Genomic DNA, 14,777 nt, shown 5'->3' with positions numbered 1-14,777 from the left:
CAGACGTGCCGGGCCGAAGGAGCCGGCGTCAGGCGCGAATCATCGAGACTAATGTCTGGTCCGATTTGCGGCTAGTTGCGACCGACGTTTCCCGGCCTGATGAGATGCCACGTGCGGCATGCACAGGCATCTCTGGAGCAGAGGCAAGGGTCTGGCGTGGCCGGCGGCTTAGCCACTTCGCACTGCACGCCGACGATAGGACCCTCTACATTGCCCGGACGGTCGACGTCGCATCGGTTCACAGGTGCATTGGGTGTGCTGCCTGGAAACAGTAGGATTGGGTGACGCGGCTTCGCCGGAAGACCTATCGCCGGAGCGTCATGGTGCGAGTCGAAGCATCGGCTTTTCAGCTGCTCAAGGTCAACGACGTCGAGCTGACCGTCGAAGGCCAAATTCCCAGTGGTAGACGACACCAGGCACTGCTATTGGTCAGGTCACCTGCCGGGAAGCAGTTGCTTGCGCGTTGCCTACGAACGTCCGACGAGCACGATATCGGCTGGGCGCAGGTGGCGGCCTCAAGTGTCTATCATGAACTCAATGCCCTCAGAGCGGTAGACAGACCCGAATTGCCTCGGGTTTACGAGGAGTGGAGTGGCCCGGCGAGGCTCTCAAACGAGGCGCGGAGCGTTGACGTGCTGGTGGTCGTACGCGACTTCATCGAAGGTCAATCGGTGGACGAGCGATTGCGCAACCTCCACACCCCGAATTTGGATCAAGTCAGGCTCGTCGTCCCCTGGCTCGAAAGTGTGCTGCGGGCGCTGATCGCTCTGCACGCCAAAAACGTGGGACACTTCGACCTGCGGGCCGCCAACGTCATCCATCCTGACGAGCAGGGTAAGCCAGTTGTCGTCATCGACCTCAACTCAAGTCAGGTCCTCAGCGTCAACGAGGCGTCACGCCACACCATCCTGCAAGTCGATCAGCGATTGGCGCCTGAGGCCTGGTACAGGGCTCGCGCCGATCGAGCAGGCCGGATCGATCTCGCCAAGCTGAGTGTGGAAGAGCCACTGGCGTGGCTGGACTGGTATCAGTTCGGCTTGCTCACCCGGGAGATGACGAGTGCGGCGACAAACCTCGACGCAACGCATCGCCGATATCTGGACGAAGTGGCTGATTACCTCACGAGCTACCCCGGGTGTATGGAGATCAAAGCCAAGGAGATTCGGCGCCTACTTGAACGAGCGAAGCCTGAATTTTTGCACCCGTACGGGGTTCCCGAACTCGTTCGGAACGCACGCAACATCGACGTCGAGGTCTTTCCCGACGGGCAAGTGTTCACCAAGGTGGGCGTCCTCGGGGAGATCGTCAAACATCCGGCCTTTACCAGACTATTCGAAGTAAAGCAACTCACGCTCCTCCGGTACGTCTTCGTCGGTGCGGAGCATAGCCGTGCGATGCACATGATGCATTGCGCCAGCCTCACGGCTGATCTCCTGAAACATCTCTTCTCCGAGCCTCGGTTTTTGCGAACCTTCGACAGCAAGGACATCCGTTTCGCCATCGTGGCTGCCCTGCTGCACGACATCAATCACTTCCCGTTCCTGCACACCTTCCAGGAGTCTGCCAAGTCGATCTTCACGAACCGAGCGCTCTTCGATGAAGTCATGGAGTCGGACTTCAGCCATTTCACGGGCGAGCAGCACATACCACTCCGCGAACTCTTGATCGGCGCAGCTATAGATCCGGAGGCGCTCTGGAGGGTCATCTTCGGGGAGCGATACCAGCTAAGGCAATACGGCCCCATTGAGCAGTTCGTCAACTCGATGATCGACTCAGGCGTCGATGTCGATAAGTTGTCCTATCTCTACCTTGACGCGTTGTGCACCGGGGTGCCTGTCGGCCAGGCCATCGACTACTCCCGGCTTATGCGGTCGGCGATCATGGTTCCCGATCTTCTCAACATGGAGTCCCTTGCCTTCGACATCGGAGCGTTGCCAGCGGTCGAGTCCGTGATCCATGCCCGCCTGGCTAACTTTCGCGCGATCTACTGGCACCAAAGGAATCGCGCTCTCATGGCGATGTTTCTTCACGTCGCCGACAACATCGACTATACCAGATTGGATGAAACAACACTGCGCCGCGAGGTTCTGGTGTCATCCGAAGCGGACGTCGTCCGCAGGATGAATGAGTTGTATGAGGAGCACACCGGGCGGCGCTCGCCGATGGCCATGTTCATTCCGCTACGAGGCGCCGGCCTGTTCGAGCAGCTCTATCAGGTTCCGGTAACCGACGACCGAGAGGAGGGGTTCGTCTTCCGCCGCCTGAGCGCCATGTCGCGCGCCGAGCGTAGCGACCGGAGCGGGGAAGCGGAGCTGCGCCGAGCCCTCGCAGACGAACTCATGTCGCGGTACCCGCGGCTCGGAGAGGTCGACATTGCCGAGATTCTTATCGATATCCCGGCGCGTCCCATGGACGGGCAACTCGTCGCGTTCTTGCGCGACGGCCGGGGCGAGCCGAAGGAGATAGACAAGATATCGAGCACGGCCGAGGCGGCGGTCAAGGACTTCCAGAAGCTCGCCAAGAGCATCCGAGTCTTCGTGTCGCCGCGGGTCGCGTCGACGATCGGCATCCGGGGTGGTGAGCCCGAACTCCGGTGGATAGGGGGCCTGCTGTACGAGATCTTGTCCGGTCTGCCGAACGGTTCGAACGGTAGGCTGTCGTAGCGGCCTGCTTCGAGGGAGGCGCGATGGTCTCAGCGAAAACCACGACGGAAGTTTTCCTCGTGATGTGGTTTTCGTTAGTCGGATTGCCTGGACTCAACGAGTTGTGGAGCGCGATGAGGGGCCATCTGCCAGATTGGCTCAATACTCCGTTCGTCGCCGCTGTGATCGCCGGCCTAGTGACGCAGTGGGCGTTTTCGATCCTTGCAGCCAGCCAGAGCCGTAGGTTGAACGCAGAAACCGGCGTCGCGCTTGATCAGGTCGAGCAACTGGTCCGCGCCGCCCAACGCCAGCTCGCCGAGATATCGGCCAACACCCTGACCTTCAAAGCCACCCTCATGGAGTTGAATCAACAGGCCCTTAGCGCATCAGCCCCTGACACCTTGTCAGAACTCCGAGAGCCCGTGCCGTCGAGCGCGCCTGCGCCTCACGGTGCCGACGGTGGTGACAGGTCGGCCGAGCCGCGGCTCGACGGCGACCTCCGTCAGGTCGTTGACGAACTGGTCGACGAAGCCGGAGGAACCTTGGTGTTGCGGACGGCATACGAACGGCTGCGCCCGACGTCCTTGCAGAACCTGCTCTACGCCATCTACTGGCTTCGCGATGTCGGGCGGATAGCTTGGGACGATGCGGTGATCGGATGGGAGACCGAACTGCGTCGGGTGCCCGACGCTGGGAACAGATAAGTACCACGCTGACGCGAGATGCCACCGCGGCCCGGCGTGGGATGGCTGCGTGGTCAGCATTTGTGTTGCCTTCACGCCGAAGAGCCGCGCCGGTCCGACCAGCCCGCTCGGCACCGCCGGGCAGTTCCCCTCGATCATCTGAACCGCTGTTGGCCGTCACACCGTCCGTGCGAGAACACCATCCGTAGCTGCGGCGGTGAATGCTGACCAGGCTGCCGGCGCAAAGGTGAGTACGGGACCAGCCTGCTCCTTGGAGTCACGTACGGCGACAATGCCGGGAAGGTTGATGGCGACCTCGATGCATCGCCCCATGCAGCGGGCAACTCGGGGACGAGTGCGGCCGCTGTTCCCGCAGCCTCATCCGATTTGAGGTAGGCCGGCGCGGACTGCCCACAATCGGCTTGGGCTGCCTGAACTGCGACAGCACGAAAAGCGGCCAGGGCCGCGATCGGGCCGCCGACGAGCGGCAGCTGATCTGGGGACGCCCCTGAGATCGACGCGACAACCCAGCACAGGGAAAGGAGTATCTGACCGGCATGGCTCACCTCACCATCGCGGAGCGCATCATCCAGGAACTGCTGCGCACCAGGCTTCCCCTCGACGACGACGAACTCGCACGGCGCCTCGACGTACAGCCACGGCAAACGATCAACCAAGCCTGCCGCAGACTGGAACAAAGCCGCCGGCTCCGCCGCTACATAGGCACCCACGGCAAGATCGTCAACGAGCTTCTGGGCGGCACGCTCCCCGCGGCTGCCATGGTGGCGCAGGAGGTCCTGCCCGAGCCGGCCGCTGGGGACAGCGCGGCGCAACGGCGGGCCGAAGGCGTCATGCTCGGCCTGTTGGGTGAACGGCTGGGCAAGACGCTGAGGCCACGCAGATTCGCCCTCCCCGACGGAGCCAGGGTCGAAGTCGACGGCGCCGATGAGGAACTCACCCTGCTCGTCGAGGCCTGGGCACATCAAGGCCCGCCGAAGTCCGCCCAGAAGCACAAGATCCTCGCCGACGCGATGCGTCTTCTCTTCGTCGCCTCGATGCTGCCAGTCCCGCCACGCTTGGTGTTGTGCCTGTCCGACGAGGAGGCCGCCCGGCACTTCACCATCGCCCGTTCCTGGGCGGCCACCGCACTGCGCACCTTCGACATCCATGTCGAGGTGGTCGAGCTGCCAGCCGAACTGCGGAACGAGATCCTATCCGCCCAGCAGCGCCAGTACCGCTGACGCCAAGGCTGGATCCACACTCCCATCGCAGGATGGAAGGTGCTGCAGGTGGGCACCAGTGAGAGGTATGTGAGTCCTCGAGCCCGACATACCGCCATCGCGCCAACCAAGCTGTCCATGAGGAGAAGACGCCTTGCACCAGGCGCCGAGGTGACGACGTGAAACGGTCAGCATCTATGACGATACGGTCGATGCCTGACGTGACCGAGTTGGCCAGGATCGAGCCGTGGCTGTCTTCCTGACCGAATTGGACCCCCGCGCACGCATCAAGGGATCACGAGACGGGCTCGGTGCCCAACCGGTGTGGTCGGCCATGGGCCGCCCACTGATCGGCAACCTGACGACGGTCACCACCGACCTCGCCGCGTTCACCACCCTGCTGGTCGGCCTGCGGCTCACCGAAATCGGCCCCGCCGAGGATGACGCGCAGCGGCAAGCGGCGTTCCTGGTCTGGGAGCAGATGGCCGGTTACGTCCGGCACGTCGTCTACGACGACCGCGGATTCTTCGGACGCCAGCGCATCGCCGCCCGCGCCGCGTCGGCCGGAAGCAACGGCGGAAAGGTACGACTGTCGGCTGACCCCGCGTATCAGATCCTGAGCAACCAGAAGACCGACGGCCTACTGGGCAACTACACCGCACCAGCGAGGGCATCGGGACTCCTCGCTCCCGGCTCCCCGGCCCGCCTCACGCCCCAAGCCGCGGCGTTCGTCGACGCCACCTACCTACCCCGCCTCGCCGCAGCCTGGGGCCGCGACGCCCAGCAGCTCACCCGGGCGCTCACCCAGGCCTCCTACGGCTTCGACCTGCGCGAAAACAGCAAACGCGCCGCCGTGGCGGCGGTGCTGGACCCAACCTTGTCGGCGAAGGAGCGGGACTTCTACCGCCGCCACCTGATCGAAGGTGGCCCACTGGACCCGACGAAGGGTCGGCAGGCCCGCTTGGCGATGCTTGTGGCGGCCCGACCGCGGCCGTCCGACGGGCCGCTGGGGATCTACGTCGCGCAGCTCGCCGAGGACGCCGAGCTTCAAGGCTGGGCGGACGTGGGCGAGCGGCTGCGCCGCATCGTCATGTGCGAGTCCGTTCTGGCACCCGCGACGGTGCTGTTCAGCTACCTCCTCGGTCGCGACGACGCCCACGTCGACACGGTGATCGAGGACCTGCACGCGGTCTGGGGCGACCGGCTGGAATCGGTGCACCCGCAGGCGGCGGCGGTGCTGTCCGATCGACAGTGGCGCGACATCGCCGACGCGCTGGTCCAGGGTGATTGGCGGCGGCTGATCCATGTCCTGGCGCAACGCAACGCCACGGTGATGCGCGAACGTGGGGGAGGGCTCGCCTGGTTGGAGGTGACCGACGGCGACCGGCTGCGAGTGCGTTTCCGTGACGAGCCCACCGGCCTGCCGGCCGCGGACGAGATCCGGGACCTGTGGTGGTACCCGTACTTCCTGCCGTCCCTCATCCGCCTGGTCGCCGCGAACGAGGAGAGCGCATGAACGACCGGATCCCGAAGGCTGTGCTCACCGAGGCGCTGCGGGAGCAGATCCGTGGACGGCGGGTCCTCGCCGCGGTGTTCTGCACCTTCCGCTTCGAGCCTGGCTTCTTCGAGCAGGAAATCCTTCCCGCGCTGTTCGACCTGCCGCTGCACCAGGCGCCCCAGATTCGGCGGCTGCAACTCGAGGATGCCCTGCGACCCCTTGCCGGGCAGGTGGCCGTCTACTACGACCGTAAAGCGCTCGTTGTCGGCGACGGCACCGCCTGCCTGGACGTCCGTCGCATCCCTGTGCAGCTGACCCGCGGCTACTTTCATCCCAAGAACGCGTTCATCCTCGTCGAAGACGACGACACGGGGGAGCGGGCCCTGGTGGCGCTGACCGCGTCGGCGAACCTCACCCAGGCGGGCTGGTGGGAGAACGTCGAATGCTTCCACCTTGACGAAATCCCCGAGGGCGGGCGGTCTCGCACCGCGGCCGACATGCGACGGTTCCTGCGCCGGTTGCGCACCTTGGCCAAGCACCTCGGCCCGCACCACGCGTTGGAGCAGGTGGACGCGTTCCTGTCCGCAGTGCAGCCGATCACCCAACGCTCGTCCAACCAGGTCCTGCATCCGCACTTCATCGTCACCGGCAGCCGCGGCGCGGCGTCACTTGTCGACCAGCTCGACCACATCGCGGGGAAGTGGCTTCGCGGGGCAAGCCTGGAGATCATCTCCCCGTACCTGGACGAGGCGGACGTTTCGGCTCCGCTAGCCGCGCTGCTCGATCGGTTCCAGCCGCGACGCTGGCGCATCCTCCTGCCAGAGGAACGCGGCCTGGCGCGCTGCCGCGAAGCCCTCTACCAGTGGGTGCAGGCCCAAGGCGGCCAGTGGGGCCGGCTGCCCGCCTCCCACACGGCCCGCCGCGGCAAGCAAGCCAGCGGCGCGGCCGTCGCACCCCGCACCGTTCACGCGAAGGTGTACCGCTTCTTCACCAACGAATACGAGATCAGCTTCGTCGGCTCCTTCAACCTGACCGGCCCCGCCCACCAGGCCGGCGGCAACCTAGAATCCGGAGTCCTCGTCGAGGTACCCGCACCGCGCCGACCCCGCTTCTGGCTCGAACCGGTCGACGAGACCCCGACCTTCGCGCCGACCCCCGCCGCCGAGGACGACGACACCGACCTCGACGTCATACCGCTGCTCGTCCGCTACGACTGGACCAGCGAAAAGGCCGACGTGTTGTGGGACGCCACCACCGTCAGCCCACCACTGGACGTGCACCAGGCGGGACCCTTGTTCGCCATCCCACCGCTGCAGCCGGCCACGTGGACCGAGCTTCCCGCCGGCGACACGCGGAAGCTGGCCGAGCGGTTGCGCTCGTCGAGCTTCCTCACGGTGATCGACGGTGACCGTCGCGGAGCTGTGCTCGTCCACGAGACCGGCATGGCGCACCGGCCGTCCCTGCTGCTCGAACTCACCCCCGCCGAGATCCTGCGCTACTGGTCGATGCTCAACCCCGACCAACGCGCCGCCTACATAGCCGCCTGCGGCGGGCAGGATCCGAGGCTCACCGGCGAAGAGCCTGTCCACGCCCAGGCCGCCACGCCCGTCGACACCATCTTCGACCGGTTCGCCGGCATGTCCCACGCCTTCGCCAGCCTCGCACGCACCGTCCGGGAGGCGCTGACCGACGGCCGCACGGAACACGCCCGCTTCCTCATCTTCGGGGCCAAGTACGACTCCCTCCCCGTCCTGCTCCAGCAGGTGCTCGACGACACCGACGGGGACCTCGTGGACCGCTATCTCACCGTGCTGTGCGCCCACCAGATCGCCGACCGCATCCGCCGGGACTGGCCGCAGTTCTGGGCATCCGACCCGATCGGAGCGGCGCGACTGGAGACCGCACTCGCAGCCCGCACGCCGCTGCGGGAGCAGATCGCCGCCCGCAACGACGACGACATGATCCACTTCCTCGACTGGTACGAGGCCCGGTTCCTCGACGAGCCTGCGGAGGTCCCGGCATGAGACTCACCACGGACACCGCCAACCGGCTTTTGGACTTCGACCGGCTCATCGGCAACGAGCAACGCGCCACCGACCAACTCGAAGGGGCGGTCGCTGTACACAACATCCTGCACCAGCACTCCATCGCCTACCTCGCCGACGAAGTGGGCATGGGCAAGACGTACGTCGCGCTCGGTGTCGTCGCCCTGCTGCGCCACTTCAACCCCAACCTGCGGCTACTCGTCATCGCGCCCAGGGAAAACATCCAACGCAAGTGGCAACGGGAACAGGGCGTCTTCACCGCGAACAACGTCCGCCTCGACGACCTTCGCGTCCGCATGCCCGGAGGTCTACCCGCACGGCCACTCGTGCACTGCGACAGCCTGATCGAACTGCTGGAGGAGACAGCGGTCGCCCCGGACCGGGACTTCTTTGTCCGCATGCCCAGCTTCAGCCTCCCCCTCCGCCAGGACCCCATCCAACGCCGGAGCTTCCGCGACCGGCTCCGGCGGCAAATTCCGTGGCTGCCCGACGAACTGGTCGACCTGCGCTCCAACACCGACGTCATCAAGGACCGATTCGCCCAAGCGATCAACGCAGCCATTCCCCACTTCGACCTCGTGATCGTCGACGAAGCCCACAACCTCAAACACGGCTGGGGACCCCACGCCTCCGCCCGCAACCGAGTCCTCGCCACGGTCCTCGGCCGCGAGCGCGACGACGTCCACCCGCATCTGCAGCACGCCTACGGCGAACGCGCCGGCAAGATCCTGCTGCTGTCCGCCACCCCCGTCGACGATGACTACCGACAACTGTGGAACCAGCTCGACCTGTTCGGCCGGGGCGAACCCTTCACCGCCCTAAGCGACACCAACACCAGCGAAGACCAAAAACGGGAGGTCACGGGGCAGTTTCTTATCCGCCGAGTGACATCCCTGAAGGTCGCCGGCCAGCAGCTGACCAAGAACCTCTACCGGCGGGAGTGGCGCCAAGGCGGCCTCACCGTGCACGACGAGCCGATCCGGATCACCGACGATCGTCAACGGCTCACCGTCGCCCTCGTGCAGAAGAAGGTCAGCGACCTTCTCGGACACGAACGGTTCGGCGCTCGCTTCCAAGTCGGCATGCTCGCCTCGTTCGAGTCCTTCCTGCAGACCAGCGCAGCCAGCCAACAGCAACCCGACGACGCCAGCGACGACGACCAGGCGGCGAACTTCGACGGCGCCGACCAGACCGCCGACCTCGCCGAGCGACAGGGCGCAGACGTGCCGATACTCGACGAGCTCGCTCGCGACCACGTCCGGCGGTTCGGCCGTGAGCTCCCGCATCCGAAAATGGACGCCCTCGTCAACGCGCTCGCCTCGTCCTGGCGCGACGGCCACAAGGGCCTCGTCTTCGTCCGCCGCGTCGCCTCGGTCGCCGAACTGAAGCGGAAACTCGACGACGAATACAACGACTGGCTCATCACCCGACTACGCGAGCGCATCCATCCCCGGCACCATGCCGCACTCGACGCCAAGCTCGCCGAGTATCGCGACCACCGCTCCCGACGCGCCACGGCCGAAAACCACCAGAACAACCACGACGAAGACTCCGGCGGAGACGACACCTTCTTCGCCTGGTTCTTCCGCGGCCGCGGACCCGACGGCATCATCAGCGGTGCCCGTATCCAGGAGCGCTTCCGCAACCTCGGCAGCCCACTCGGCATCTTCTTCGACGACAACCACCTGATGGCACTCCTCGACGCCGCCCCCGGGGAGGTCATGCAGCGTCTCGCAGCCGCGCTCGGCGAAGACCGAGACAAGGCCGACCGGCTGCTCCGCCAGTACTCCCGCCACTACCTGTCGGAGGCGAGACAGCCCACCAGGGGAGCCCGGTTCGACGCCGCACAGGGCGCAGCGCTGGAACTGCTCGCCAACACCCCCGGCCCACTCCAGGCCCACGCCGAGGTCGCCTGGCGCGAGCTGTACCGCCCCCGAAAGCAGCAGCGACCGGCGGCAGCCGAAGCCGAACCAGACCTACTCGAAATCCGCACCTTCTTCACCGAGCTCCGCCGCCGTGACCAGCTCCGCGCCGACCTCTGGCCGAAACCCGCCAGCGACGATCTCACCGCAGCCTTCCGAGAACAACACCAACGCGCCCAACTACTGTCCGCCGCATCCCGGCTCGGGCACGCCTTCCTCGACCTCTACGCCACCGTCACCGACCACCTGCAATCACTCAACCCGTCCGAGGGCATCGAGCCAGGCAGTGAACTCGTCACCGCCTGGCTCGACGAACTCGAACGCCAAGCGAACACCACCGCCCGCGGCTGGTCGGCGTACGACGAACTCACCAACCTCGCCGAGCACCACGACCTGATCCTCGACACGACCCTGCCCGAACTACGGCGCGCCGACCTGCGGGAAACGCCGACCCACGTCGGTCGGCTCCTCACCGCGCAGCAACCGGTAGCCGGCATGGCCGGCCGGGTCAACCGCCGCCACGTCCAACAGTTCCGCCTGCCCGGCTACCCTCTCGTGCTCATCTGCACCGACCTGCTGCAGGAAGGCGAGGACCTGCACACCTTCTGCTCCCGCGTCTACCACTACGGCCTGGCATGGACCCCGTCCGCCATCGAACAGCGAATCGGACGAGTCGACCGCATGCGCTCGCAGACGGAACGACGCCTCACCAAGCCGCTCGACTCCGTCGGCGCCGAGGATCTGCTTCAGGTGCACTACCCCCACCTGGCCGACACCATCGAACGCCTCCAAGTGCGACGCGTGCTCCACCGCGTCAACGACTTCCTCCGCCTGATGCACGAAGGCCTCACCATGCCACCTTCCGGCGACGGCCACCTCGACATCGCCCGGGAAGCACTGGCCGACGAGGGCATCCCCCCAGTGCACGCCGAACCGCTCACCACCTCCTTCCCCGTCCGTGACCAACACCTCGCCGGACGTAACCGCCCCCTCGCCGTCGACGAGTCACTCGTTCGAAAGCACCTCGACCGATTTGCCGCGCTGTCCCACGGCGACCTCGACGGCATCACGGTCAACTGGGAACCGCACCAACCGAGTCCGGACACACGGCTCGGCACCGCCGTCCTGGCCACCGGTCGCCAGCAGCCCTTCAGCCTCCACTTGGAACATGACGCCGACCACATCATCGTGCGATGCGTCAGCCCCATCGGTCGCGTCGACCGCGACGAGCAATGGCAGGATCTCGAAATCTGGAGCAGCGGTAACGAGGCACGACTCGGCGCGGTCCGGACCCGTGGCGGCAGTTATGACCTCACCCTCGAGGAGGACGTGCTGCTCACCGACCGCCGACACGACCGCGCCCGCGTCAGCGCTCTGTTACGTCGGGTAACCGCCCTTGCCGACGACGCGGAACGGCAACACCTGCCCGACCGCGACCGGCCAATGACGGACTTCAGGACGGAGTTGGAGCAGGATGTTCGGTACTCGCGCTGAGTGGCGCGCCCTCTGCGACGCCGACGACATGCACGTCAAGCGACACGACATCGCCGTGCGATTCGCCAACGACCGCTCGCACACCGTGCGGGTGCAGGATCTTACAGATGCCTACCTCGTGACGGCTGTGGTCACCCACCCTGAGGCCCTCGCGCAGGTATCCGAACTTGCGCGCAAGGCCTGGCTCAGGAACCGGCACAGCAGCCTCGTCGGATTCCGCGTCGATGAGGACGGCTACTTGCTCGCCCAAGCCTGGACCCCGAAAGACGGACTCACCGCGAACGCCTTCCAAGCCGTCGTCCGAGCCGTGGCGCGTGAGGCGGACCGATACGAATTCCAACTGACCGGCACCGACGATTACTGATCGCTGCCGGTCGCGAGGGGTGGCCAAAGATGCGCTGCGTCGCTGGCAGTCCGACCGCGCCCGCACCCGAGGACAAGAGCGGTGACCCAGCGGTACGTCACTCGCCTGTACGAGGTGTTCCCGCACTGGTCACCGTCGCAGCGGCCCAGGCGATTGGAGATGTTGGCGGCCCCGGTCACCCTGCCAGCCCTCGCGATTCGACCCTGATACACACGTAGTGGTGACCGACTTCGCCAGCAGGGTTCGACCGTGTCGTTTTGGCGTGCGGTCGGATACGGATCAACATGTCGCCACCAGCAGCGATATCACGCTGTGGCACCGCAGCTGACTGAGTGAGGTGCGGCGATGGCGATGAAGGCGTACCGCGAGCTGACCGGCGACGAAAAGGCGGTCCGGGACCGCTTCGACGCGGTGTTCGACTTCCGTCCCAGCATGCACCGGTATCCGGCCTTCACCGAACCGACCCCGTCGGTCACCTGGAGCCTGAACGGCCTTGAGGATGATCCCGGATACGCACGCCTGGATCGCCTGGTCGAGGCCATTCACGCCGGGTTCACGGCGCTGGCGGGCGTGGGTTCGATCCTGTGCCTGGACTGGCAGCACCCGAGCTACCGGGTCTGGCCCAGCCTCGTCGGGCCAGAGACATCGACTCGCCTGGCCAGCCTGGCTGGCCGTTATCGCCGTACCCGACGGCGACTACTACATCTACCTCGCGGAGAACTTCCGGTTCGGCACCTTCGGTCATCCGTGGAGCTGTCGCTGTGCGTGTTCGGCGGCGACCTGCTGGACCTGGTCGAAGCCTATCTACACGACGTCCTCGGCAAGGTGATGAGACGCGACGGCCGGAAGGTGACGGTGTGAGCGAGGGCCTGTTCGATGGCGGCACAGGGTCAAGGGCCACGTTAGGATCGGTTCGCATCGATCATGACACAAGCCCATGCCCAACCCTTTAGGTCAAGCCCGATTTCGAGGTCTTGGGCTCTGAGGCGATTCGATCCCAGCAGGCTCGTGCTGGGTTGTGTTTGACCAGGGACTCGACTGGTTGTCGCTCGTGGTCGAGAGCGCCAGTGGGCCAGGTCTCTCGCCGCGCTGAAGTCGATGTCCTAGGACGGTTTAGAGGGTGTGCATCAGCGCAGGCGGTGACGGCTTCGACCTCAGTGTTCAGCGCCGCCTCGGGGAGCGTGCGCTGGGATCGACGGCGGCGTGTGGCATGGTGACGCGGATGATGGACAGTGGTGGAGCGTTGGAGGCCGTGGTCCGGCATGCCACGGAGCTTGAGGACGACTACGACGACATCGCGCCGACCCTCACAGCTTTGGCGGCGTGCGGGGACAGCACCTTGGTGCCCCGGTTACATGAGGCGCTCGACCGGTTCCTCGACGAGCAGAACTTCTACGGCCGGGACCTAATCGCCGGCATTCTGGCCGGCGTCCAGGGCGTGGCTGCGCTCCCGGCGCTGCTGCGCGCATCGGCCCGCGATCTCGGTGACGATCAGGACAGCTTGACTGGTGAGATCATCGACCTTTTGCACACGAACAGGGCAGCGGCGCGTCGCACGGTGCTGGACCTGGCCACTGGTGGCACCCCCGAACTACGCCGGGCAGGACTGTGGGCGCTCGGATTCGTGGTCGAAGCGCAGGATGTCGAACTGCTGGCCGCAGCCGCGGCCGACGCCGACCCGCGGGTCAGGTCCGTGGCGATCGGCTCGATTCCCAACCCTGCTGGCGATGACCGAGCATTCCAGGTGCTCGTCGTGGCGCTGCGTGACCTCGACGATCAGGTACGCATCACGGCTGTCAGCAGGCTCGGCTACACCGGCCGGGCCGACGCGGTTGCGCCCCTCGCCGCCCTCGCCGCGGACCCCGTGCCGCGGGTGCGGTCCATGGTCGCGTACGCACTCGGCCAGCTCCGCAAGGTCGAGGCAACCGCGGCGTTGCTGCGGCTGCGACAGGACCCCGATCGGCACGTCCGCGAGAACGCCCTCGAAGCCCTTGGCTCAGTCGGCGGAGCGGCGGCGGTCGACGCGTTGTTGCTGATCGCCGGCGATGAGGATCCGCTGCTGCGAGCCCAGGCCGCTCGGGCGCTCGGCAGGGCGGTGGACTCGGATCCGCGCATACCGCAGCAGCTCACGGCGCTGGCCCAAGACGACGAGCCGGCGGTGCGCGCCGCCACCATAAGCGGACTTATCAGCACCGAGAGCGCGCTCTCGCGCTGGGCGTCGCTCGTGGTCGGGTTGGCGAACGACCCGGACCCGGTGGTCCGCCAGCGCGTCGCCGTTGCGGCACGCCGCCTCGCGCCCGACGCCGCCCCCGACATCCTCCGCCAGTACGCCAGCGACCCTGACCCGACCGTGCGCCGGATCGCCGACACGGAACTTGCTCGACTGACCGATACCGCCGCACGCTGAGCCGCAGTGACGATGGAGCCGGCGCTGACTGGGTTTCACCGCGGATCGCAGTCTGCGCCGACCCCCGGCTCGACCCGCACATCAGCGCACACGCGGCAGCGGAGGACCAGGTGCCCGCCGCAGCGGCACGGCCACCAGCCCCGCACCGCAGTCGTCGCCGAGCCGCCTGCGTAGCCGTGCCCGTTGTGGCACTCGTCCGGCTCGTCGCCGACCAGCTCGCAGACCCGTCGGTAGGGGAAGGCGACCACGTGCGGGTCGGCGCGGGCGGCCTGGACCAGGTGCCGCAGCTCGGCGGGGGAGTCCACGGCGTGCTCGACGACGGTCACGCCGGCGGGCGAGTTGTCGGCCCGGTCCCAACGGATCGTGATGTGCCAGCGCGTTCGCCACTCCACGCTCGTAGGCTAGTCGAACATATGTTCTAAGGCGTGTGAGGCCGGCAGATGGGGGCCCGCATTGCCCAACCAATACGCATGGAGTTTGGTCTGAGACGAGTTGTCGGTTT

General features: G+C 66.3%; 10 protein-coding genes and 1 pseudogene. 9 read left to right on the top strand and 2 right to left on the bottom strand.

Annotated features, from left to right (window positions below):
* The first annotated feature begins 281 nt into the window (after nucleotides 1–281).
* Together ABZ783_RS24650 and ABZ783_RS24645 are read left to right on the top strand one after the other, a co-directional pair.
* Nucleotides 282–2,663: a hypothetical protein gene (locus ABZ783_RS24650; protein WP_357442046.1), complete on the top strand. Its 2,382-nt coding sequence runs from the start codon at nucleotides 282–284 to the stop codon at nucleotides 2,661–2,663.
* 23 nt (nucleotides 2,664–2,686) lie between these two features.
* Complete coding sequence (locus ABZ783_RS24645; protein ID WP_357442045.1) at nucleotides 2,687–3,346, top strand: hypothetical protein; 660 nt, start codon at nucleotides 2,687–2,689, stop codon at nucleotides 3,344–3,346.
* Between the two features lie 156 nt (nucleotides 3,347–3,502).
* Here the strand turns inward: ABZ783_RS24645 and ABZ783_RS24640 are convergent, their stop codons facing one another.
* Complete coding sequence (locus ABZ783_RS24640; protein WP_357442044.1) at nucleotides 3,503–3,658, bottom strand: DUF397 domain-containing protein; 156 nt, start codon at nucleotides 3,656–3,658, stop codon at nucleotides 3,503–3,505.
* Between the two features lie 224 nt (nucleotides 3,659–3,882).
* Here ABZ783_RS24640 and ABZ783_RS24635 point away from each other — a divergent pair, with 224 nt between their 5' ends.
* The 7 genes and pseudogenes from ABZ783_RS24635 to ABZ783_RS24605 all read left to right on the top strand — a co-directional run bounded on the left by ABZ783_RS24635 (nucleotide 3,883) and on the right by ABZ783_RS24605 (nucleotide 14,275).
* On the top strand, nucleotides 3,883–4,566 hold the full coding sequence (locus tag ABZ783_RS24635) for a hypothetical protein (RefSeq protein ID WP_357442043.1): 684 nt from the start codon (nucleotides 3,883–3,885) through the stop codon (nucleotides 4,564–4,566).
* Nucleotides 4,567–4,792: 226 nt separating this feature from the next.
* The gene (locus tag ABZ783_RS24630; RefSeq protein WP_357442042.1) at nucleotides 4,793–6,061 is read left to right on the top strand and encodes a hypothetical protein; all 1,269 of its coding nucleotides are present in this window, start codon (nucleotides 4,793–4,795) and stop codon (nucleotides 6,059–6,061) included.
* The gene (locus tag ABZ783_RS24625; protein ID WP_357442041.1) at nucleotides 6,058–8,067 is read left to right on the top strand and encodes a hypothetical protein; all 2,010 of its coding nucleotides are present in this window, start codon (nucleotides 6,058–6,060) and stop codon (nucleotides 8,065–8,067) included. The genes ABZ783_RS24630 and ABZ783_RS24625 overlap by 4 nt, the downstream gene beginning before the upstream one ends.
* Nucleotides 8,064–11,504, top strand: coding sequence for a helicase-related protein (locus tag ABZ783_RS24620; protein WP_357442040.1), 3,441 nt, complete (start codon nucleotides 8,064–8,066; stop codon nucleotides 11,502–11,504). Before ABZ783_RS24625 ends, ABZ783_RS24620 begins: the two co-directional genes overlap by 4 nt.
* On the top strand, nucleotides 11,485–11,868 hold the full coding sequence (locus tag ABZ783_RS24615) for a hypothetical protein (RefSeq protein ID WP_073836445.1): 384 nt from the start codon (nucleotides 11,485–11,487) through the stop codon (nucleotides 11,866–11,868). The genes ABZ783_RS24620 and ABZ783_RS24615 overlap by 20 nt, the downstream gene beginning before the upstream one ends.
* Before the next feature lie 345 nt (nucleotides 11,869–12,213).
* Nucleotides 12,214–12,697: pseudogene (locus ABZ783_RS24610) on the top strand (DUF2716 domain-containing protein).
* Nucleotides 12,698–12,988: 291 nt separating this feature from the next.
* Complete coding sequence (locus ABZ783_RS24605) at nucleotides 12,989–14,275, top strand: HEAT repeat domain-containing protein (protein WP_357442039.1); 1,287 nt, start codon at nucleotides 12,989–12,991, stop codon at nucleotides 14,273–14,275.
* Between the two features lie 35 nt (nucleotides 14,276–14,310).
* On the opposite strand, the gene ABZ783_RS24600 is transcribed toward ABZ783_RS24605, so the two are convergent.
* Nucleotides 14,311–14,667, bottom strand: coding sequence for a hypothetical protein (locus ABZ783_RS24600; RefSeq protein ID WP_357442038.1), 357 nt, complete (start codon nucleotides 14,665–14,667; stop codon nucleotides 14,311–14,313).
* Between the last annotated feature and the right edge of the window lie 110 nt (nucleotides 14,668–14,777).

Source organism: Micromonospora sp. NPDC047738 (genome assembly GCF_040642675.1).
In the GTDB taxonomy this organism is placed as follows: Bacteria; Actinomycetota; Actinomycetes; order Mycobacteriales; family Micromonosporaceae; genus Micromonospora.
Note: the sequence above shows the minus strand (reverse complement) of the source record. Positions and strands in the feature narration are given on the sequence as shown.